The organism is Pseudomonas sp. TNT3 (assembly GCF_010095445.2).
GTDB lineage: Bacteria > Pseudomonadota > Gammaproteobacteria > Pseudomonadales > Pseudomonadaceae > Aquipseudomonas.
The window spans coordinates 199,174-220,542 of sequence record NZ_WFGV02000002.1 but is presented as its reverse complement, the minus strand read 5'-3'; the positions used below and the strand labels follow the sequence as shown (position 1 = coordinate 220,542).

The window sequence follows — 21,369 nt, the reverse complement described above, 5'->3', positions numbered from 1 at the left end:
AGCGTAGCCCTATTTATTCTCGCCGGGCGGTTCACGAATCCTCAACGGATGTGTTTAGAATGCCCCTCGCCATGATTATCCAGAGCTCGGTAACGCCACTCTGAAACGGCGAGAAACTGACCACTAAAACAAGAACGAAGGCGGGCATGAAGACGATGGACGAGGACAGCAACGCTGTCCCGATCCGTGGCTTCACCGTCATAGCGTGAGGTTGCCGGGATGGCGATTTCACCGTGGGATGCCATGAATTTCATTCTTTACTCCGACGTCAACGATAGCTCCATCAGCCAGAGTCTCGGCCGGCCGGAATACAGTTACTACTTTGTGCTCAAGGCCTATCGACCGCTGTTCGAAAGCCTGGGGCAGGTTCATGTCGTCTCGTCGCCCGCGGACGTCGATCCGCTGTTCCGGCAGCTGCAACAGGCCGGTCAGGACAGCCTGTTCATTTCGTTCTCTCCCCCGCACAAGACCCCCACCAATCTGCAATGCCCGATGGTGTGCGTGGTCGCCTGGGAGTTCGACAGCATACCCGCCGAGTACTGGGACAACGATCCACGCCACGACTGGAGCCAGACGTTGGCGCGGCTGGGCCGGGTAATCACCTTGTCCACCCACACCGCCGAAGCCATCCGCCGAACATTGGGTGAAGACTTTCCGGTGCTGGTCTTGCCCACGCCGTTGTGGGAACGCTTTGCCGATATCCGTCAGCAGTATCCGGGTACGCCGATCAATCCTGGCACCACGTTGCAAATCAAGGGCTGTATCCTCGATAGCCATTCAATGGGCTTGTCCGCCGATGGCCTGATTGCACCGGTTGTCGACGTGCCGCTACCGGAAATCGTAGAACCAGAACCAGAAGTTGAGCCTCCGGCACCGCCCCCACTCACCGTTCGGCGCCGTCTGTTCATCACTCGGCACTACATGCGTGAAGCCTACCGGGCGCTGTCGGCCGAGAGTGAGCACTCGGTGCCGTACCTGCTCAAACATAACCTGCTGATGTGGTACCGCGAAGCTGTGCGTGATCTGGTCCCGGACGCTGTGCGTCCATTGCTGGCCAGGCTCCGGAGGTCGCCACCACCGCAGGCACTTGATCCGGAACCGGTGGAAGCACCGATCATTGAGGAGGTGCTCGAAACGCCGGAACAGACGTTGCCCCCTGCCAGTGAAACGGTCGAGATCGAAGTCAGTGGCGTCGTCTATGTCAGCGTGTTCAACCCGGATGATGGCCGCAAGAACTGGCACCACCTGATCACTGCATTTTGCTGGGCGTTGCGTGATGCGCAAGACGCCACGCTTGTGTTGAAGATGACCCACAACGATCTGTCGACCTATTACGTCGAACTCATGACTTTGCTTTCGCGGCTGTCCCCGTTTGCCTGTCGTGTGGTGGTCATGCACGGGTATCTGCAGGACGAGGAATTTGCCCGGCTCTATGGCGCGGCGAGTTTCTACGTCAACGCTTCACGCTGCGAAGGCCTGTGCCTGCCATTGATGGAATTCATGTCCTGCGCCCGACCAGTAATCGCGCCAGACCACACGGCAATGCGCGATTACATCGACGACCGCGTGGCCTTCGTCGTCAAGTCCAGCCAGGAGCCCACGATCTGGCCGGAAGATGCACGCATCCTCTATCGCACCTTGCGCCATCGCCCGGACTGGGGCTCATTGAAAGCCGCTTACGAGGACAGCTACGCCATGGCCAAACATCGGCCAGAGGCTTGGCACGCCATGGCTGAAGCCGCCAATGAGCGCATGCGCGACTACTGCAGCTTTGCACCGGTGCAGCAGCGTCTGGCGCAGTTTTTCGGCAAGCCGCCTGTCAGCGAAATCACCCCAGCGGTTGTCGAAGCGGGGACTGCATCATGCTGATCATCATTCATTCGGAAACCAACAAGAGCAATATCCAGCAGAACCTGGGACGGCCCGAGTACAGCTATTACTTCGTCCTCAAGGAGTTTCGGCCGGTGCTGGAGCGACTGGGGCAAGTGATCGAAGTCAGCGACCCGGACGAGCTGGTTGACCGGTTGTATTTCGATTGCCAGAGCAGGGGCGAGGACTGCGTGTTCTTGTCTTTCTCACCGCCGCACCTCACGCCGACTCACTACGCGTGCCCGACGATTCCCGTGTTCGCCTGGGAGTTCAGCACCATTCCCACCGAGAGCTGGCAAGGAGAACCCCGGCATGACTGGCGAGTGGTGTTGGCGTCCAGCGGCACGGCCATCACCCATTCAAGTTACACCGTGAACGCTGTCCGGAATGCGATGGGATCTGACTACCCGATCAGCGCCATTCCGGCGCCAGTCTGGGATCGCTTCGCTGCGCTGGGCGAGCAACTGGAAAAGCGCCCGGTCGCGCAGGACATCCGTCTTAATCTGCGAGGGTTGCTGATCGACAGCCGCACCGCAGACGTTCGGCCTTACGGGCCTGAACGCTTGCGTGAGGGCACCCCCATCGTTTTTGACGGACCGCCGCTTGATCATGAGCTGCTGCTTGAGGGAGTGATCTACACCTCGGTGTTCAATCCGTATGACGGGCGCAAGAATTGGAAGGACATGATCAGCGCGTTCTGCACCACGTTCCGCGACGTGCCGGATGCAACCCTGGTTCTCAAGCTCACTCATCATGACATCGCCGACGCGCTGAACGACATGCTGCACCACGTTTATAAAAATCAGTCCTATCAGTGCCGCATCGTGCTGATCCATGGCTATCTGGCGGATGTCGATTACGAACGCCTGGTCGAGGCCACCAGCTATGTCGTCAATTGTTCCTACGGTGAAGGGCAATGTTTGCCGCTGATGGAATTCATGTCCTGCGGCAAACCGGCAATCGCCCCTCTGAACACGGCCATGGCCGACTATGTCGACAGCGAGAATGCGTTCATTGTCGACTCCACCGACGAGCTGACCGCCTGGCCCCACGATCCCCGAGTGGCTTATCGCACCCTGCGGTACGTCACTGACTGGGACTCGCTGTGCTCGGCCTATCGCGCCAGCTACGACGTCGCCAAACACGACGTCGAACGCTATGAAAGGATGTCGGCCCATGCGGTCCACAGGCTGAAGGGTTTTTGCAGTCAGGCCAGCGCCGAACTGCGTCTGAAGGTGTTTCTTGAACAGTTGCTGGAGCATCGCAAATCGCCTACCTCGCACGTGTCCGGCGCATGATTCGGCGTCTGCTGGCAAAGTGGCGACCCGCGCCGCCGGCGCCGTTGCCCGTGGCAATTCCCGACAGTCCTGTGTCGCCTCGTGACGTCGGTTTGTACGATGCGATGCTCGATGGCTGGTTTCTCGGTGACAACGGCGAACTGCTCAAGGGCTTTGCCATTACCGCTGATGACACCTTGCTCGATGTTGGTTGCGGCGAAGGCGTGGCGACGTTGTTTGCAGTGCGCCAGGGCGCGTCGGTGATTTTCACCGACAGTGAACACGACAAGGTTCGTGACCTCGCCCGGCAAGTGGAAGCGCAATCGGACAAACCGAATCTGGGCCTCGTCAGTAACAGTTTGCCGTTGCCGCTGGCCGACGGTTGCGCGAGCAAAGTGGTGTGCATGGAAGTGCTTGAGCACATCGATCAGCCAGAACCTTTCATGGCGGAACTGGTGCGGATGGGCCGGCCCGGTGCGCTTTACTTGCTGAGCGTTCCGGCGCCGGTGGGTGAGCATCTGCAAAAGGGCATCGCTCCGGCCAGCTACTATAAGTCCCCCAACCATGTGCAGATTTTTACCCCCGAGCGGTTCGCTGCTCTGGTCGAAGAGGCCGGCCTGGTGATCGAGCATCGTCAGGCCACCGGTTTTTTCTGGGTCATGGGCATGATCTTTTTCTGGGCCAGTGAACGGGCCGCCGGACGTGATGTGGGTGGTGCCGTGCGTGACCGGATTCAGGCGCCGTATCCACCGTTGATGGAGAGCTGGGCGAAGACCTGGCAAGACCTCTTGGTTCAACCCAACGGGCTGGCCATCAAGCAGATGCTCGACGAGTTCATGCCCAAGAGTCAGGTGATCATCGCTCGCAAGCCACTGGCAACCGAGACTGCGTCCAGGAGGACGTCATGAGCAACGAAAAACGCATCATGGACATTGAGCTGCTGCGCGGTATTGCGGTGCTGGGCGTGTTGTTTCATCACTTGCAGGACAGTCTGTTTGCCGCCAGCGTACCGTTGCTGCAAGCCATCACCCTGTACGCCCAGCCTTGGTGGGGCGTCGATTTGTTTTTCGCTATTTCGGGCTTCGTCATCGCGCGCAGTCTGATACCGGCATTACAAGGTTGCAGCACCCGTCAGGAGTACTGGCAGCAGACGCGTAATTTCTGGTTGCGACGGGCGTTTCGCTTGTTGCCGTCGGCGTGGCTGTGGCTGGCGCTGATGTTGCTGGCGTGTATTTTTCTCAACCGCTCCGGTGCGTTCGGCACGCTGCACGCGAATCTGCAGGCGACGTTGGCGGGTGTTGCGCAATACGCCAATTTCCGTTTCGCCGACAGCTTCTACCACTACGAGTACGGCACCAGTTTTGTGTACTGGAGCCTGTCCCTGGAAGAGCAGTTCTACTTGCTGTTCCCGTTGCTGATTCTGGTATGTCGCAAGCATCTGGTCTGGGCGTTGCTCGCCTTGGTCGCCGTGCAGTTGTTCACCTTGCGCACGCCGATATTGATGGTGGTCCGAACCGACGCTTTAGCCCTCGGCGTGCTGTTGGCGATGTGGAGTTCGCAGCCGTCATACCTGCGCTGGGAACCGGCATTTCTGCGTCGTCCGTGGGCCGGGTTATCGACGTTGATAGGGGTGTCGTTGGCGCTCAGTTTCATGGCCACCGACCGTTTCACTTTCACCAGTTACCGCATCGGTGTGATTGCGCTGTTGTGTGCGCTGCTGGTGTGGATTGCTTCCTACAATCGCGATTACCTGATGCCTCGCGGGCTGTTCAAGAACCTGATGACGTGGGTCGGTAGCCGCTCTTACGGGATCTACCTGATCCACATTCCGGCTTACCTGCTGGTACGTGAAGTGATTTTCCGTTTGCAGGCCGCGAACCTGCCGAGCCCGGCGGGCCATCCTGTTTTGACATTGCTGATTGCGTTCGGCCTGATCGCGCTGTTGAGCGAACTCAACTATCGCTTCGTCGAAATGCCCATGCGTAACAGAGGCGCCTCGCTGGTGCAGCGCTTGAGCCTGTCCCGAACCGCCGTCCCTTCCTCTGGAGCTACCTCATGCTGAGCCTTTTGAAGAAACTCACGGCGGGTACGCCCGCTCCCGTGCCACCCGTTGTGGCACCCGTCGTGCCCGCACCGGAGAAGGTTGATCCATACATGCTCGGCTTGCATGACGCGATGCTCAGTGGCTGGTTCAATCAGGAAACCGGCGAACTGTTCACCGGTTTTCCGGTGACGCCCGAGGACACTTTGCTGGACGTTGGCTGCGGTGACGGCGGCAACGTGCACTTCTGCGCAATGCGCGGGGCGAAGATCATCATCGCCGACATCGACGCGTCCAAGGTCGAAGCAACGCGTCAGCGACTGAGTGATACACCGGCTCGGGGTGTTGAGTGCCATGTCACCGACTGCAACCCGCTGCCTATCGCCGACGAGACCGCCACGCGCGTCGTGTCGACTGAGGTCATCGAGCACGTTGACGACCCAGCGCAGTTTCTCGCTGAACTGGTGCGTGTTGGCAAACCCGGTGCGCTGTACCTGCTCAGCTGTCCGCACCCGAGTTCCGAAGACCTGCAGAAAGACATTGCGGCTCCTGAGTATTTCCAGAAGCCCAACCACATTCGCATCATCAGCGAAGAGCAGTTCAAAGCCATGGTGAGCGACGCTGGACTGGAGGTGATCAGCCACAGCCAATACGGGTTTTACTGGTCGATGTGGATGCTGTTGTTCTGGGAAGCCAAGGTTGATTTCAGCAACGCTGACCATCCGTTGCTCAATCACTGGGCCGATACCTGGCAGGCCATTCTTGCTTCGCCAAGGGGCGCGCAGATCAAACAGGCACTGGATGCCGTGGTCGCGAAAAGCCAGGTGATCATTGCGCGCAAGCCCTTGGGAGAAAACCTGTAGCCGCCTGCTCGTTTCAATGCGCGATGAATAACTTGTAGCAGCCTTCGGCAGCTGCTACAGAATCACTTTTGCTCAAGGTGTTTTATGTTTTCCCGCGTGCGCCCATGGGCAATTTTCTTTTCGGTGCTGTTGCTCAATGGCTGTGAACAACCCGACGCACCGCCGCTCGATCAGCAACTCTATGTCTGGCAGCGCCAATGGACACCGGCGCACGAAATCGCGTTGCGCGACAGCCGCGCGGAATTTTCCACCCTACGCGTATTGGCATTGCAGGCATTCCCTCAAGCAGGCTGGAGCAGGGCGCGTATCGATCCTGGTTTGCTCAAGCGGGACGCGCGACCGCTGATTGCGGTTATTCGCCTCGATGGTCAACTCAAGTCCCTCGAACCGACCGAAATCACCGCGCAGATTCTGCAGTTGCTCAACGATTGGCAAGGGCAGGGGTTGACTGTCACTGGCGTGGAAATCGACCACGACGCAGGGAATGCTCGTCTGCCGGATTATCAGAAATTTCTCAGTGATTTGCGCAGTGCCTTGCCTCCCTCCTTGCCGCTTAGCATTACCGCGCTGCCAGCCTGGCTCGACAGCCCTGAGTTGCCGGCGCTCTTGGCGACCGTCGACAGCAGCGTGTTGCAAGTGCATGCGGTAAGTGATCCAAGACGTGGATTGTTCCACGTGGAACAGACCAAAAAATGGGTCGAGAAATGGAACCGTGTGACGTCGAAGCCGTTTTATCTTGCGCTTCCCGCCTATGGTGTTGCCTTGCTACCACAGACCATGGGCGCACCTGTTGTGGAAAGTGAAGTGACCCTCGAGCAGGTCGGGGAGCGCCGAGAGTTGATGGCTGACCCTCGACAGCTCAGCGAGCTCGCTCGTGATCTTCGTGACGATCCGCCGGCGCATCTGGCGGGCCTGATCTGGTTCCGATTGCCGCTGGCAAACGACCGCCGTGCCTGGAGCCTGACGACCTTGGGCGCTGTGGCTCGGGGTGAGGCGTTGGAGCATCGGCTGACGATCGATCTCTCAGCGCAAGAAGGTCTCAATGACATCAGCGTGATCAACCAGGGCAATCTCGACGGAGCCTGGCCCTCGCGTGTAACGCTTGCCGTGAAAAACTGTGAAGGTGCCGATGCGCTGGCAGGTTATGCGTTGCAACAGACTCCGGATGTGCTGACCTTCACGCGCCTGAGCGAGGGTCGCATACTCGCCGGCGAACAACGCGCCATCGGTTGGGCTCGTTGCGCACGAATCGATCAAGGAGCTTCAAATGTTCACCCGTAACTGGCCCCGTCATCTCCTGTGCTTGAGCCTTGGCTTACCGCTGGGTTCAGCACTGGCCTGCGGGCCGGACTTTCCGATGCGCCTGCTCGACAATCGTGCCCAGACCTTGGCGGAGCTGCCGGAAGGTAATTTCCGCCTCGAGATCAGCCGCCTCGGGCATGCCATTGCCGGGCTCAAGAATGTCACCGCTGCCACCCGCACACCTGATGTCGGCTACGGCGATGGGGCGGACTATGTGGAGCAACGGAGCCAAGCCGAGCTGGCGGGTTTGACCGAAGACCAGCAGGCAATAGTGAAACAGCTTCGCGGGCTGACGGATGCACATCAGGTCGAAATGCAGGGTGCGAACTTACCGGCGGAACTCAGGTTGTATCTGGCAGGCGCTGCAGCGTTCAACGCCGGGAATTTCCCGCTCGCGACCGAATATTTCCATAAAGTGCTGGCGCTTCCAGCGGATCAGCGAGCATTGCGAAGCACATGGGCCGCGTACTCCCTGGGCCGCGCGCTGTTCGCGATGGGCGCCGATACGGACGCGGCCTCAGAGCTTCTGTCTCAGGCTCGTGAGGCGTTTCAGCAAACCCGACAGTTAAGCATCGACGGCTTCAGTGATCCTCTGGAACTGGGTGTCGCCAGTCTCGGCGAAGAAGCTCGTGTGGCGCGAACGGCGGGCGACTGGAACAGCGCCATCGAGCTCTATGCCACACAGAATCTCCATGGATCGCCGGTGGGCTACAGCTCATTGAAACAGCTGACCGCCGAACTGGCCGCGATGTCTGAAGAACCGTTAGCGCAGTTGCTCACGGGGAGACCGGTGCAGCAACTGGTGACTGCGTCCTTGATCAGCCGTCTGGGTTGGTCATTTGGTGATCAGCCACCCAATGAACTGAAACTGATCAAACTGCTGCAAAACAGCACGCGAGGTAGCCTCGAGAACGCTGATCGGCTGGCGGCGGTCAATTATCAGCAAGGTGATTACGCCAGCGCCAAAGCGTTCCTCGAGCACGCAGGGGACGGAGGATTAGCATGGTGGCTACGGGCGAAACTGGCGCTGCGCGATGGGGATAAAGTCGCTGCCGCCGCAGCGTATGCAAAGGCGGCTCAGGCATTCCCGCAAACCGAATCCTGGGGGGATCGACGCACGCCGGAATTCGACTATGAAACATTGCAGCCGAAATGTCGGGTCGAGGGTGAAAGCGCGATTCTGGCATTGCAGCGCGGTGATTACCTGCAGGCGTTCGATCAGCTCTATCACAGCGGGGATATTTACTGGCTCGATGCAGCCACCGTGGCTGAACGCGTGTTGACCGTCGATGAACTCAAGCAGTACGTGGATACGAAAGTCCCGGTACCGAAAGCCTTCAGTCAGCAGGATCTTATTGACTATGCAATGACCGCTTCCGGTCAGGAGGACAGCGATGTCGCGCCTCTGTCGGTTTCTGCAAAGTTGCGTAACCTGCTGGGGCGCCGCTTGTTGCGGGAAGGGCGCTATGACGAAGCGCCCGTGTATTTTGACAGTATCGGGTTGTACGCCACGGCCAAGTGGTATGCAGAGGTGCGCAACGACGCCGAATCGAAGTGGTGGCCAACCAAGCGGGCCTTTGCTTATTTTCATGCCGCCCAACTCGCTCGTTACAACGGCATGGAGTTATTGGGCTACGAAATGTCCCCGGATTACGCGACCTTCGGCGGCAATTACAGCCTTGAAAATAGCGAGCTGAACGTTGGCCCTCTGGTGGCTCAAGAGGAAGTGAACCGTCAGCATGCCAGCGTCGCACAACCTGATAAGCGCTATCACTACCGCTACGTGGCCAATGCGCTGGCCAGTCGCGCCGCCGACAATCTGCCTCATACCAGCCAAGCCTTCGCAGCGGTACTGTGTGCGGCAACAGGATGGAATTCCGATCCGCAAGAAAAAACAGCCTTCTATCAACGTTACGTTAAAGAAGGACCCTATGTGCAATGGGCGGTGTTCTTCGGTGAAAGTTGCCCTTATCCAGATTTCGAGAAGGCCGACAGACGTTACGTGACTCAGGCGATAGACCCGATCCGCGCCACGCTTCGGCCTTATAAGAAGTGGCTGGAGATGGGTGGGGTCGTGGCGTTTACCGCGCTGGCCCTGGTGCTGATCAATCGCCGCAAACGCAAGGCGCGAGCTTGATCACGCTTGCTGAACAAAGGTGAGTCGCACCGCGAAGCCGATCAGCAAACTGCCGAACACCCATTGCTGCAAGCGTTGAGCCGAAGGACTGCGTTGCAACCATCGGCCCATCGCAGCGCCGACCAGCGCGTATGCGCTGTCGAACAACAAGCCGACACTGACCAGCATCACGCCGAGTACCGCGAACTGCGCAAGCACCGACCCGGCGTGAGGGTCGATGAATTGCGGCAACAGTACCGAGCAAAACAACAGTGCCTTGGGGTTCAGCAGGTTAGTGAGCAACCCTCGCTGAATCGCCTCACGCCACCGCGTCTTTGCGGGTGCCGTAACGCTGCTGTCGAGGTTTGGCAGCAGGGTGGTTCGCAAGCATTGGATCCCCATCCATAAGAGATATGCAGCGCCCGCCAGCCGCACCACATCAAACGTCCAGGGCGCTGTTTTGAACAGCACCGCCAGCCCCAACGCCGCCAGCGCCACATGGCAACCTCGGGCGATGCCCAAGCCTATAGCGGTCGCCAGTGCAGCAGATTTGCCCTGTCGCGCACCGGTTTGCAAAAGCAGAATCATGTCCGGTCCCGGTAGCAAAAACACAACCGCCAACGCCATGAAAAACAGCCAGAGTCCATCCATGTCGCACCCGTTCGTCGTCGATTTGGTAGTGACAGTCTAGGATGCAAGGGTGGGGCAGGTGGTTGCGATGTTTGCTTCTAATGAAGTCTGTATTGGCATAATCTGCCACGTATTTCCGCTCAAGCCATCGGGATCTGCCAAATATGAAACTGGATGCCTACGACCGTAAGATTCTCGCAGCGCTGCAACGAGACGGCCGACTGAGCAACGTGCAACTGGCTGACGAAATCGGGTTGTCCGCATCGCCGTGTTTACGGCGCGTGCGGATGCTTGAAGAGGCGGGGGTGATTCGCGGTTACCAGGCCAATCTGGACCGTGACGAAGTCGGACTGGGCTTGACGGTGTTCGTCGGAGTCAAGGTTGAACGCCACAATGATGAACAGGCCGAAGCGTTTCGAGTGGCTGTAACGGCACTGCCCGAGGTGATCTCGGCGTTTCTTGTGTCGGGGGAATCGGATTTTCTGCTGCAAGTCGTGGTGCCGGATCTGCGCGGTTATGACCGGTTCCTGACGGGGAGCTTGTTGAAATTGCCCGGCGTGAGTGACATTCGCAGCAACTTTGCGATTCACACCGTCAAGGCACCGGGCGGGTTGCCATTGGAGCATCTGCCGCTGTAGACCGAGTTGCTGCCATCGCGAGCAAGCAACTCTCAAATTGTCACAGCTCCATTGTAGGAGTGAGCCTGCTCGCGATGGCGACCGAACAGGCAAAACACATCTTTCGGTATACCATCACATCTGCGTCGCCATCCCCTCCACATTCATCGCCGCCTGCCGCAACGCCTCAGAGCGCGTTGGGTGTGGATGACAGGTCAGGGCGATGTCCTCCGCCGACGCGCTGAACTCCATTGCCACGCAGTACTCGCCAATCATTTCACTGACACTCGGGCCGACCAGGTGCACGCCGAGAATTTCGTCGGTTCGCTCGTCAGCCAAGACTTTGGCAAAGCCTTCGGTTTCATGGTTGATCTTCGCCCGGCTGTTGGCGGTGAAGGGGAATTTGCCGACCTTGTAAGCACGGCCTTCAGCCTTCAATTGCTCTTCGGTTTTACCGACGCTCGCCAGCTCAGGCCGGGTGTAGATCACGTTAGGAATCAGGTTGTAATTGACTTCGCCAGCCTTGCCGACGATTTGCTCGACGCAGGCCATGGCTTCGTCTTCAGCCTTGTGCGCAAGCATCGGCCCGGAGGTCACGTCACCGATCACCCAAACCCCAGCGGCTTCCGTGCGGTGGCCCTTGTTCTCGAGCATGCCGCGTTTATCGGTGGCCAGGCCGACATTCTCCAGACCCAGGCCTTCAGTGAAGGGTCTGCGCCCAATGGACACCAACACATAGTCGGCTTCCAGCAACTCGGCAGTGCCACCCGCCGAGGGTTCAACGCTGAGTTGCACGCCGTTCGCCGAGGTGGTCGCGCTGACGACTTTCGAACTCAACTTGAAGTTGATGCCTTGTTTGCTCAACGAGCGTTGCAGTGTCTTTCCTGCCTCGGTATCCACACCGGGACAGATGCGGTCGAGGAATTCGATGACCGTCACCTGCGCACCCAGGCGACGCCAGACCGAACCCAGCTCAAGGCCAATCACGCCGGCGCCGATCACCACCAGGTGTTTCGGCACTTCGGCCAGTGACAGCGCACCTGTGGAATCAAGGATGCGTTGGTTGTCGATGGTGACGCCCGGCAGGGGAGTGGGCTCGGACCCGGTGGCAATGATGATGTCCTTGGCACTCAGTTCGGTTTTACCGCCGGCGCTGTCTGTCACCGTGACCTTGCCCGGTCCGTCGATATGCCCCCAGCCTTTGATCCAGTCGACTTTGTTCTTGCGAAAGAGAAACTCGATGCCCTTGGTCAGGCCGGTCACGCTTTCATCCTTCTGCTTCATCATCTGGGCAAGGTTGAGGACGGGTTTGACCTCGATACCCAGGTTGGCGAATTCCGATCCTATGGCCGCTTCGTAGAGTTCAGAGGCATGCAGTAGCGCCTTGGAGGGCATGCAGCCGACATTCAGGCAGGTACCGCCGAGTGTGGCGCGACCTTCAACACAGGCGGCTTTCAGGCCCAACTGGCCGGCGCGGATTGCTGCGTTATAGCCACCGGGGCCACCGCCGAGAATCACGACGTCATAAGTGCTCATGTTGTACTCCTGGCTAGAAAGGGATCGGGAAGGGTTAAAAGTAGTTGGTCGATAAAATTACGAACGTAATATGTGCGATGCCGCACGTTTCGGTCAAGGCTTCAGCCAAGCGACAGCTTGCGCCGCTTTTGATAGAGCAATTAAGTACAAATATTTCACTACTTTCGTTATATCGTAACGAATTGAGCAGCGTGCGAAACAATCTGAGGTGGTATGCAAGTCGATCTCGATTCAGAAGAGGTGGTAGTCGCGGGACTGCCGCGCTTTCAACAGGCAGTCTTCCAGGGGCGACGATTGCGTCAGCTGCTGATCGGTTTGGGCGCTATCGTGGCTGGCGGGTTGCTACTGGCCTTCTTCGTCAGGCTGTTTTCAGCGCAATCACCTTGGCCTGCCTTGCTGGTCAATCAGAGTGCCGGGTTGCTGGTGCTGATTGCCGGCCTGCAATCGGCCCGGTTCGTGACGCAATGGCGCGCGAGGGCGTTGAACCCGCCAGCAGGGGGGCCCGCCATCGTTACGGATGACGAGCCTGTGCCGTTGGGCTGGTATGAGCGCTTGTTGGACCGCATCAATGAACGATGGCTGCGCACACTGGTGCTGATCGGCCCACCGACACTGTGGCTCGGTGGGTGGGCTCTTCTGGTGCTGTTCAGCGTAAGCCAGGTCTGGAACCTGGCATTGCCGCCCATCGCCTTAGGCTTGGCGGCCCATGTTGGCTCGGCGCTGTCGTTGTTGCTGGCATTCGGGTTGTTGGTGTTCGAACGCCAACTCGTCCAGGAAAACACCGCACAGTGGCCTGAAGCCGGGGCGCTGGCGCAACTGACACGCGTCTCCATCATCTGTCTGGTGTTAAGCGCTCTGTGCCTGTTGTTTGCGGGTGAAACAGCAGTGTGGCCCGTGCGACTGGCGGTGTTGATCGGTTTGCTGCCAGGACTTGTTGCTATCGAGTTGCTGCTACGCGCGGTGCTCTCGCTGTTCAGTCCCCGCCGCGAGCAACTAGAACCAACGCTGCTGGCGCGAAGCTTTGTCGCCGAAATGCTGCGCTGGCCACCGCAACCGTTGCTGGCGCTGCAGCATGAATTGCATAACCGTTTTGGTATCGACTTGCGGCAAATCTGGGCCTTCACGTTCATGCGCCGGGCGTTTGTGCCGGTGGTGGTTTTCGTGTCGATTGTTGGCTGGGCACTGACGGGCATCCATGAAATACCACTGCAAGGGCGCGGTATCTACGAACGTTTCGGCAAGCCGGTGGAGGTCTTTGGCCCTGGTTTACATGCCGGATTACCGTGGCCGTTGGGCCGGGTATTGGGCGTTGAAAATGGCGTGGTTCACGAGTTGGCCACCAGTGTCGGCGAGAACCCGTTACCGGTTCTGGCCGACCCTGCGGAAGGCCCGGCCCCAACGACTGCCAATCGCTTGTGGGATGCCAGTCATGTGAACGATAAATCCCAAGTTATCGCCAGTAGCCGCGCGGACAAACAAAGCTTCCAGATCGTTAACATGGACGTGCGCTTTGTCTATCGCATCGGCCTGACTGATCAGGCGGCGCTGGCGGCGACTTATAACAGCGCTGACATACCCACATTGATTCGCAGCACGGCCAGCCGGATTCTGGTTCACGATTTTGCGTCGCGCACCCTGGATGGGTTACTCGGTGATGACAGGGTAGGGCTGGGCGAAGAGATCGGTCGGTCCGTGCAGGCAGACCTGAAGAAACTGGACAGTGGCGTCGAAATTCTCGCGACCGTGGTCGAGGCGATTCACCCGCCGGCGGGTGCAGCCAATGCTTATCACGGCGTGCAAGCTGCGCAGATCGGCGCGCAAGCATTGATTTCCCGAGAGCGCGGTGCGGCGGCGCAGGCTACCAATGAAGCGCAGTTACAGGCCAGCATGGCGCGCGATCAGGCAACCGCCAGCGCCCGGGAAATCAACGCGACTGCTCAGGCTGCCGATCTGAAATTTTCCGCAGAACAAAAAGCCTTCGCCAGTGCCGGTCAGGCCTTCGTGCTGGAGCAGTATTTAAGTCAGCTCTCACAAGGTCTCGCCAACGCCAGATTGTTGATCCTCGATCATCGTCTGGGCGGCACTGGTAACGCACCCACCATCGACCTCCGTACCTTCACCTTGCCAGCTGACCCTGTGCCAGCACGCTCTACCGCTCAGCCAGGAGTTGCCCATTGAGCCAGTCGCATACTCACGATCACGATGACCACAGCGGCCATGAACACGGTCATGGCGGGCATCACCATGGACATCACCATCACCACGGTGCTCCCGAGGAAGCGGGTCCTTTCCCGTGGCGACGCATGGGCTGGGCGGCATTGCTGGTAGCGTTTGCCATCGCAGCGGCAAGTCTGGTGCAAGTGCGTTCCGGGGAAGCCACGGTGATCACGCGCTTCGGCAACCCGTCGCGAGTGCTCCTTGAACCGGGTCTTGGCTGGCGGTGGCCGGCACCGTTCGAAGCGGCGATTCCTGTCGATCTTCGACTGCGCACTACGTCGAGCGGGTTGCAGGATGTCGGCACCCGGGACGGTCTGCGGATCATCGTCCAGGCCTATGTCGCGTGGCAGGTGCAAGGTGATCCGGACAACGTCCAGCGCTTCATGCGCGCGGTGCAAAACCAGCCGGATGAAGCGGCCCGGCAGATTCGTACGTTTGTCGGCTCGGCGCTGGAAACCACAGCCAGCAGTTTCGACCTGGCTAATCTGGTGAACACCGACGCCAATCAGGTCCGTATCGCTGACTTCGAAACGCAACTGCGCAAACAAATTGATCAGCAGTTGCTGGCGACCTACGGGGTGCGTGTGCTGCAGGTGGGGATTGAACGCCTGACATTGCCCTCGGTGACGTTGACCGCGACGGTCGATCGAATGCGCGCCGAGCGAGAAACCATCGCCACCGAACGTACCGCGATCGGCAAGCGCGAAGCCGCACAAATACGCTCAGCCGCAGAACGTGATGCACGCATCGTCCAAGCGGATGCGACGGTTAAAGCCGCTGACATCGAAGCCCAGTCCCGGGTTGAAGCCGCGCAGATTTATGGTCGCGCTTACGCGGGTTCGCCGCAGCTCTACAATTTGCTCCGCTCTCTGGACACCTTGGGCACGATCGTCACGCCAGGAACCAAGCTGATTTTGCGAACGGATGCAGCGCCATTTCGCGTGTTGGTGGACGGTCCGCCGACGCTCGAAAACAAGACTGGGTTGCAGCCATGAACAGGGTTCCACGTGGAACAAATGAATTGAGCAGCCCCTGGATTCAAGCGGGGCGATTGGCATTTCTGGGGTTGTACGCGGTGACGGTGTTAGCCGCGCTGGCGTGGGCATTCTCCAATGTGCGGCAGATCGATCCGCAGAACCGCGCGGTGGTTCTGCACTTTGGTGCGCTGGATCGAATTCAAAATGCGGGGTTGTTGCTCGCGTGGCCGCGACCGTTTGAACAAGTGATCCTGCTGCCAGCGGCGGACCGTGTTATCGAGCGTCGTGTAGAAAATCTCTTGCGCAGCGATGTCGCCCTGCAGGCTGATCGAGTGGCAAGTTTTGCGACGCCGATCAGCGATGCGCTAGCGGGCTCCGGTTACCTGCTGACCGGGGATGCGGGAGTGGTGCAACTGGATGTCCGGGTGTTCTACAAAGTCACCGACCCGTATGCCTTCGTCCTGCAAGGCGATCATGTACTGCCGGCACTCGATCGGTTGGTGACACGCAGCGCCGTCGCCCTCACGGCAGCTCGCGATCTGGACACCATTCTGGTCGCCCGTCCCGAATTGATCGGCGCCGACAATCAGGCGGCCGAACGCCGCGAACGGTTGCGGGGTGATCTGGTGCAAGGCATTAATCAGCGCTTGGCCGAACTGACAGCGACGGGGCAGGGCGTGGGTATTGAGGTGGCGCGCGTCGACGTTCAATCGAGCCTGCCGGGGCCAGCGGTCAACGCGTTCAACGCCGTTTTGACCGCGAGTCAGCAAGCCGACAAAGCGGTCGCCAACGCGCGCACCGAGGCCGAGAAACTCACCCAGACTGCCAATCAGCGAGCCGACCGTTCGCTGCAAGTGGCTCATGCCCAAGCGAGCGAACGATTGGCCAAAGCCTCGGCAGACACGGCAACCGTGCTGAGCCTGGCGAAGGCGCAACAGGAAGGAACCGACCCGCAAATGCTGCTGCGCATTTACCGTGAACGAATGCCAACAATTCTCGGCCAGGCTGGATCTGTTACCACGGTCAACCCGAAAGACGATTCACGATTGATCATTCAGGGAGCAGCACAATGACTGCGCACACCGCCGCGGCACCGAGCATGTTGTCCTCGGCTGAACAACGCAGTGCCGCACGCCAACTGACCCTGGCGATGCTCGCTCTGGGTCTGCTGACGCTCGGCCTGGTCTGGCGCTGGTTGTCGCCCGAGCAGACAGGCGTCAGTCAGTTACTGCTGGGATTTGCTTCCGTGCTGGTGGCCATCCCGGTGATGCGTTCGGCCTGGTACAGCCTGCGATATCCCAGCTTGCACGGCATCACCGATCAACTGATTGCATTGGCGATGCTGGGCGCCTGGGCCACTGGCGATCTCCTGACCGCCGCCTTGCTGCCGATCATCATGATCTTCGGTCACGTACTGGAAGAGCGCAGTGTCATCGGTTCGCAGGAAGCCATTCATGCGCTGGGCCAACTGACGCGTAGCCATGCGCGCAAGGTCCAGGCGGATGGCAGCATCGTCGAAGTCGATAACGGCACGCTCAAAGCTGGCGACATTGTGGAGGTGCGAGCCGGTGATCGAGTGCCGGCCGATGGTCGTGTGCTGTCCGGTCAGGCGAGCCTCGACACGGCGTCAATTACAGGTGAGTCGGTACCGATGGAGGCCGGTGTCGGCATGCCGGTCTTTGGCGGCGCGATCAACCTCGATGGTCTGTTGCGCATCGAAGTGACCCGCACCGGCAATGAATCGACGTTGGGTAAAGTCATCGCGCTGATGCAAAGCGCCGAGCGTTCCAAGCCGCCGATTACCCGTTTGCTGGAACGCTACGCGGGCAGCTACATGGTGCTGGTGTTGTTACTGGCTGCCGTCACCTGGTTCATCACCAATGACGCGCAAGCGATGCTCGCGGTATTGGTGGCGGCTTGTCCTTGCGCGCTGGTGCTGTCAGCGCCGGCTACGGCAATCGCAGGCGTGGCGGTTGCGGCTCGACACGGCATCCTGATTCGCAGCTCTGCGTTTCTGGAAGAGCTGGCTGATCTGACATCGCTGGTGGTCGACAAGACCGGGACGCTGACCTTCGGCACCTTGCGCCTGCAATCCATCGACAGCCCGCTGGCGGATCGTAGCCAGGTGCTGAATCTGGCTGCCAGCCTTGGGGCCGCCAGCAGTCATCCGGTCAGCCGTGCGCTCGCTGGCCTGGTCGACCAGGAGCATTTCCTGCTGCTCTCGGACATTCGTGAACGGCAGGGGCTTGGAGTGGTGGCAATGACCGAGGCGGGGGAAGCCGCGCTGGGTCGGCCAGAGTTGTTCGCTCAACTGGGTATTACCACCAGTGCCGTTCCTGAACACGACGGACCGATTGCCGGCCTGGCGCTCGATGGCGAATTCCTCGCGTGGTTGTTGCTGGCGGATACCGTCAAACCCGAGGCGCGTTTTGCCTTGAGCGAGTTGCGGGAATTGGGTTTGGGTCGCCAGCTACTGCTGACGGGTGATCGCCAGAGTGTCGCGCACACCCTGGCTGAAGAGGTGGGCATCAAAGATGTCGAAGCGCAGGCGCTGCCTGAGGACAAGCTGAATCGTGTGCTGCAGGAAATCGGCAGCGGCTTCCGGCCGATGGTGGTCGGTGACGGGATCAACGATTCACTGGCGCTGAAGGCTGGCGTAGTCGGCGTGGCCATGGGCGCGGGTGGCGCTGACATTGCACTGGCATCAGCCGATATCGTGCTGATCGGCAGTGACCTGCGCAGGCTCGGAACCTGTGTGCGATTAAGCCGCCAATGTCGCCACACATTGCAGGTCAACGTGATCATTGGCCTGGGCTGGACCCTCGCGATTGTTGCCTTCGCGGCGTTTGGCTGGCTCGGCGCCGCAGGGGCGATGATTGCCGCTTTGCTGCATAACTTCAGTACGTTGCTGGTGCTGGGGAATGCCGGGCGTTTGTTGCGCTTCCAGGAGCCTCTGCTGAAAATGAAAGAGGACATGAGTGCTCAGTGAACATTTTCAGAACTGCACGCCAACTTTGAAGTCATCTGCGTGAGGGCGAAGGACTTTGTGGGTTCGCAGCGGTGGTTTTATTGCCGCAGTGAATCATAGAAAACGGCTATTAATTCGATAGCCAGCTATTTTTCAAGGATGGTCTACCCTCTCAATCAGACGTCTGAAACAAGGGGGATTCTCCATGCTCGCGCACATTCCACCGGCCTTACAGAATCTGCAGTTACCGATACGCCTGCGACTCTGGGACGGCCATGAATACAATCTGGGGCCGACGCCGAGCGTCACCATTGTGGTCAAGGACCCACAAATGGTTACCCAGCTCACCCATCCCACCCTTGACGCGCTAGGAGCGGCGTTTGTCGAAGGGAAGCTCGAACTGGAAGGGTCCATCAGCGATGTGATTCGCATCGTCGACGAGTGGAGTCAGGCGTTGGTGGGTGAGGACGACGACAATCAGCCTGTTCGCACGGTTCACGACAAGGAAACCGATGCCAAGGCAATCTCCTACCACTACGACCTTTCCAACGCGTTCTATCAGCTTTGGCTCGACAGCGACATGGCGTATTCCTGTGCGTATTTCGAGACCGGTAGCGAATCCCTCGAGCAAGCCCAGCAAGCAAAATTCCGCCATCTGTGCCGTAAGTTGCGCCTGCAACCCGGCGACTATCTGCTGGACGTTGGCTGTGGTTGGGGTGGCCTGGCGCGTTATGCCGCGCGGGAGTTTGGCGCCAGGGTGTTCGGCATCACACTGAGCAAAGAGCAACTGGCCCTCGCCCGGGAGCGTGTGACTGCCGAAGGGCTGGATGACCTGGTGGAACTGCAACTTCTCGACTATCGCGACCTGCCTCAGGACGGTCGGTTCGACAAGGTGGTCAGTGTTGGCATGTTCGAACACGTCGGTCACGCCAACCTTGCCGAGTACTGCAGAACTCTGTTCGGCGCGGTGAAAGAGGGCGGTCTGGTGATGAACCACGGCATCACCGCCAAGCACACCGATGGCCGTCCGGTGGGACGTGGCGCCGGTGAATTCATCGAGAAGTATGTGTTCCCTAACGGCGAGCTTCCGCACCTGTCGATGATTTCTGCCGAGATCAGTGAAGCGGGTCTGGAAATTGTCGACGTCGAAAGTTTGCGCCTGCATTACGCACGAACGCTCGATCATTGGAGCGAGCGCCTGGAGGACAATCTGGAAGCGGCTGCCAAGCAGGTGCCGGAGCAGGCGTTGCGGATCTGGCGGTTATACCTGGCTGGCTGCGCTTACGCGTTCGCCAGGGGCTGGATCAATCTCCACCAGATCCTGGCCGTCAAAGCTCACCCCGATGGCAGCCATGAATTGCCATGGACCCGCGACGACATCTACACGCCTTAAAGGATCGGTGAAATGAGCCGGGCGACCCGCATGCCGACCTGTTGCAGGCGGCGGGTCTCCCGGCTTTCTTCTTTGGCGATCTCGTGAGCCTGCGCGAAGTCGTCGGTGAGCATCTGTTCCACTTCGCCGGCGAACACACTGTCGACGGTTAGCAGCATCACTTCGAAGTTAAGCCGGAACGAACGGTTGTCCATGTTGGCGCTGCCGATAGCGCTGATTTCACTGTCGATCAGCACCACCTTCTGATGCAGGAAACCTGGTTGGTAGCGGAACACTCTCACGCCGGCCCGTACCGCTTCGAAGGCGTAAAGGCTGGAGGCGGCATAGACGATACGGTGATCGGGCCGCGAAGGCAGCAGCAAGCGCACGTCCACCCCACGTAACACCGCCAATCGCAGTGCAGCAAATACGGCTTCGTCAGGAATGAAATACGGACTGGTAATCCACACTCGTTCCGTCGCCGCGTGAATAGCCTCCACGAAGAACAACGAACAGGTCTCGTAGGAGTCTGCCGGGCCGCTGGCGAGCAATTGGCAGAGTACGCCGTCATCCGGATAGACATCCGGCAAAATCAGGGGTGGTAGCGAGCGGGCGGCCCAGAACCAGTCCTCCGCGAAGGATTCCTGCATACAGGCCACCACGGGGCCGCGCACTTGGACGTGAGTGTCACGCCACGGGGCGAGCGGGGGTTTTTCACCCATGTACTCATCGCCGACGTTGTGCCCGCCGACGAAGCCAAGCACGCCGTCCACCACGACGATCTTGCGGTGGTTACGAAAGTTGACCTGGAAGCGATTGAGCCAGCCGCTTCGGGTGGCGAAGGCTTTGACTTCGACACCTGCATCTCGCAACGATTGCGCATAGCTGTGAGGCAGCGAGTGGCTGCCGATTCGGTCGTACAACAAATAAATCGCCACCCCTTCAGCGGCTTTCTTCAGCAGAAGGTTTTGCAGGCGCTGGCCGAGACGGTCGTCGTGGATGATGAAGAACTGGATCAGAACAGCTTCTTTGGCGTGGCTGATAGCGTCGAAGATTGCTTCGAACGTAGCCTGACCGTTGATCAGCAAGCTGACTTCATTGTTGGCCAGGCACGGCATGCGTCCCAGCTTGGGCATTGCTCGTAACGACGCATAGGCGTTCGAGGCGCGTGCGGTGAGCGCTTCTTCTACCCAAGGGCGCCAGTTCAGCTCGGAGATCGCTTTGCGCATCTCTTCGTTGGCTTGGCGACGCGCCTTGATGTAGCCGTCGAAGGTGCTGCGACCAAAAACCAGGTAGGGAATTAGCGTCAAGTAGGGAATGAACACCAGCGAGAGGGCCCAGGCGATGGATCCCTGTGCGGTGCGTACGGTCAGCACGGCGTGGACGGCGGCGATCGAGCCAAGCGTGTGAAGCAGTGCAATCATGTAGCCGAAAATGTGTGGTCCAAAATAATCCATGGGGCAGCCTTGCTCCTGAAGATTCAGTGCTTAACAGACCATGTTCCGTGCAGAATGTCGCTAATTAAATGGCCCATGAACCGATGCCTGTGGCTGACGTCTAACGGCCACTACTGATCAGGAGTTA

At 59.2% G+C, this 21,369-nt stretch carries 16 protein-coding genes; 13 read left to right on the top strand and 3 right to left on the bottom strand.

What is annotated here, in order from left to right:
* The first annotated feature begins 243 nt into the window (after positions 1 to 243).
* The 7 genes from GBC55_RS02535 to GBC55_RS02505 all read left to right on the top strand — a co-directional run bounded on the left by GBC55_RS02535 (position 244) and on the right by GBC55_RS02505 (position 9,489).
* The gene (locus GBC55_RS02535) at positions 244 to 1,869 is read left to right on the top strand and encodes a glycosyltransferase (protein ID WP_162437653.1); all 1,626 of its coding nucleotides are present in this window, start codon (positions 244 to 246) and stop codon (positions 1,867 to 1,869) included.
* Positions 1,863 to 3,167: a glycosyltransferase gene (locus GBC55_RS02530; protein WP_162437629.1), complete on the top strand. Its 1,305-nt coding sequence runs from the start codon at positions 1,863 to 1,865 to the stop codon at positions 3,165 to 3,167. The genes GBC55_RS02535 and GBC55_RS02530 overlap by 7 nt, the downstream gene beginning before the upstream one ends.
* A complete protein-coding gene (locus GBC55_RS02525) occupies positions 3,164 to 4,054 on the top strand; it encodes a class I SAM-dependent methyltransferase (RefSeq protein WP_162437630.1) in 891 nt (296 codons plus the stop codon). Before GBC55_RS02530 ends, GBC55_RS02525 begins: the two co-directional genes overlap by 4 nt.
* Positions 4,051 to 5,208, top strand: a complete 1,158-nt coding sequence (locus tag GBC55_RS02520) for an acyltransferase (protein WP_162437631.1) — start codon at positions 4,051 to 4,053, stop codon at positions 5,206 to 5,208. Before GBC55_RS02525 ends, GBC55_RS02520 begins: the two co-directional genes overlap by 4 nt.
* Positions 5,202 to 6,050, top strand: coding sequence for a class I SAM-dependent methyltransferase (locus tag GBC55_RS02515; protein ID WP_162437632.1), 849 nt, complete (start codon positions 5,202 to 5,204; stop codon positions 6,048 to 6,050). The genes GBC55_RS02520 and GBC55_RS02515 overlap by 7 nt, the downstream gene beginning before the upstream one ends.
* Before the next feature lie 84 nt (positions 6,051 to 6,134).
* On the top strand, positions 6,135 to 7,331 hold the full coding sequence (locus tag GBC55_RS02510; RefSeq protein ID WP_162437633.1) for a DUF3142 domain-containing protein: 1,197 nt from the start codon (positions 6,135 to 6,137) through the stop codon (positions 7,329 to 7,331).
* Positions 7,318 to 9,489 (top strand): hypothetical protein, encoded by a 2,172-nt coding sequence (locus GBC55_RS02505; RefSeq protein WP_162437634.1) that lies wholly within the window; start codon positions 7,318 to 7,320, stop codon positions 9,487 to 9,489. The genes GBC55_RS02510 and GBC55_RS02505 overlap by 14 nt, the downstream gene beginning before the upstream one ends.
* Here the strand turns inward: GBC55_RS02505 and GBC55_RS02500 are convergent, their stop codons facing one another.
* Positions 9,490 to 10,119, bottom strand: coding sequence for a LysE family translocator (locus tag GBC55_RS02500; protein ID WP_162437635.1), 630 nt, complete (start codon positions 10,117 to 10,119; stop codon positions 9,490 to 9,492).
* A 143-nt stretch (positions 10,120 to 10,262) separates the two neighbouring features.
* Here GBC55_RS02500 and GBC55_RS02495 point away from each other — a divergent pair, with 143 nt between their 5' ends.
* Positions 10,263 to 10,736: an Lrp/AsnC family transcriptional regulator gene (locus tag GBC55_RS02495; protein WP_162437636.1), complete on the top strand. Its 474-nt coding sequence runs from the start codon at positions 10,263 to 10,265 to the stop codon at positions 10,734 to 10,736.
* Positions 10,737 to 10,850: 114 nt separating this feature from the next.
* Here the strand turns inward: GBC55_RS02495 and lpdA are convergent, their stop codons facing one another.
* Complete coding sequence (gene lpdA / locus GBC55_RS02490) at positions 10,851 to 12,251, bottom strand: dihydrolipoyl dehydrogenase (RefSeq protein WP_162437637.1); 1,401 nt, start codon at positions 12,249 to 12,251, stop codon at positions 10,851 to 10,853.
* A 213-nt stretch (positions 12,252 to 12,464) separates the two neighbouring features.
* On the opposite strand from lpdA, the gene GBC55_RS02485 reads away from it, so the two are divergent.
* From GBC55_RS02485 to cfaB, 5 genes are all read left to right on the top strand, one after another.
* A complete protein-coding gene (locus tag GBC55_RS02485) occupies positions 12,465 to 14,429 on the top strand; it encodes a protease modulator HflK (RefSeq protein ID WP_162437638.1) in 1,965 nt (654 codons plus the stop codon).
* A complete protein-coding gene (locus GBC55_RS02480; RefSeq protein ID WP_162437639.1) occupies positions 14,426 to 15,463 on the top strand; it encodes a protease modulator HflC in 1,038 nt (345 codons plus the stop codon). Before GBC55_RS02485 ends, GBC55_RS02480 begins: the two co-directional genes overlap by 4 nt.
* The gene (locus GBC55_RS02475) at positions 15,460 to 16,518 is read left to right on the top strand and encodes a protease modulator HflK (protein WP_162437640.1); all 1,059 of its coding nucleotides are present in this window, start codon (positions 15,460 to 15,462) and stop codon (positions 16,516 to 16,518) included. Before GBC55_RS02480 ends, GBC55_RS02475 begins: the two co-directional genes overlap by 4 nt.
* Entirely contained in the window at positions 16,515 to 18,434 is a 1,920-nt protein-coding gene (locus GBC55_RS02470) for a cation-translocating P-type ATPase (RefSeq protein WP_162437641.1), read from the top strand. The genes GBC55_RS02475 and GBC55_RS02470 overlap by 4 nt, the downstream gene beginning before the upstream one ends.
* Positions 18,435 to 18,618: 184 nt before the next feature.
* Positions 18,619 to 19,806 carry a C17 cyclopropane fatty acid synthase CfaB gene (gene cfaB / locus GBC55_RS02465; protein ID WP_162437642.1) on the top strand — a complete coding sequence of 396 codons (1,188 nt, stop codon included), beginning with the start codon at positions 18,619 to 18,621 and terminating at the stop codon, positions 19,804 to 19,806.
* Here cfaB and cls read toward each other — a convergent pair.
* A complete protein-coding gene (cls, locus tag GBC55_RS02460) occupies positions 19,803 to 21,242 on the bottom strand; it encodes a cardiolipin synthase (RefSeq protein ID WP_162437643.1) in 1,440 nt (479 codons plus the stop codon). The two genes, cfaB and cls, sit on opposite strands and share 4 nt — an antisense overlap.
* Between the last annotated feature and the right edge of the window lie 127 nt (positions 21,243 to 21,369).

Bases quoted from the DNA above. Each gene is read 5' to 3' on its own strand.
- GBC55_RS02495 (WP_162437636.1), top strand. From the start codon at position 10,263: ATGAAACTGGATGCCTACGACCGTAAGATTCTCGCAGCGCTGCAACGA.
- GBC55_RS02505 (WP_162437634.1), top strand. From the start codon at position 7,318: ATGTTCACCCGTAACTGGCCCCGTCATCTCCTGTGCTTGAGCCTTGGC.
- GBC55_RS02485 (WP_162437638.1), top strand. From the start codon at position 12,465: ATGCAAGTCGATCTCGATTCAGAAGAGGTGGTAGTCGCGGGACTGCCG.
- GBC55_RS02470 (WP_162437641.1), top strand. From the start codon at position 16,515: ATGACTGCGCACACCGCCGCGGCACCGAGCATGTTGTCCTCGGCTGAA.
- cls (WP_162437643.1), bottom strand. From the start codon at position 21,242: ATGGATTATTTTGGACCACACATTTTCGGCTACATGATTGCACTGCTT.
- GBC55_RS02475 (WP_162437640.1), top strand. From the start codon at position 15,460: ATGAACAGGGTTCCACGTGGAACAAATGAATTGAGCAGCCCCTGGATT.
- cfaB (WP_162437642.1), top strand. From the start codon at position 18,619: ATGCTCGCGCACATTCCACCGGCCTTACAGAATCTGCAGTTACCGATA.
- GBC55_RS02500 (WP_162437635.1), bottom strand. From the start codon at position 10,119: ATGGATGGACTCTGGCTGTTTTTCATGGCGTTGGCGGTTGTGTTTTTG.
- GBC55_RS02530 (WP_162437629.1), top strand. From the start codon at position 1,863: ATGCTGATCATCATTCATTCGGAAACCAACAAGAGCAATATCCAGCAG.
- GBC55_RS02535 (WP_162437653.1), top strand. From the start codon at position 244: ATGAATTTCATTCTTTACTCCGACGTCAACGATAGCTCCATCAGCCAG.
- GBC55_RS02525 (WP_162437630.1), top strand. From the start codon at position 3,164: ATGATTCGGCGTCTGCTGGCAAAGTGGCGACCCGCGCCGCCGGCGCCG.
- lpdA (WP_162437637.1), bottom strand. From the start codon at position 12,251: ATGAGCACTTATGACGTCGTGATTCTCGGCGGTGGCCCCGGTGGCTAT.
- GBC55_RS02510 (WP_162437633.1), top strand. From the start codon at position 6,135: ATGTTTTCCCGCGTGCGCCCATGGGCAATTTTCTTTTCGGTGCTGTTG.
- GBC55_RS02520 (WP_162437631.1), top strand. From the start codon at position 4,051: ATGAGCAACGAAAAACGCATCATGGACATTGAGCTGCTGCGCGGTATT.
- GBC55_RS02515 (WP_162437632.1), top strand. From the start codon at position 5,202: ATGCTGAGCCTTTTGAAGAAACTCACGGCGGGTACGCCCGCTCCCGTG.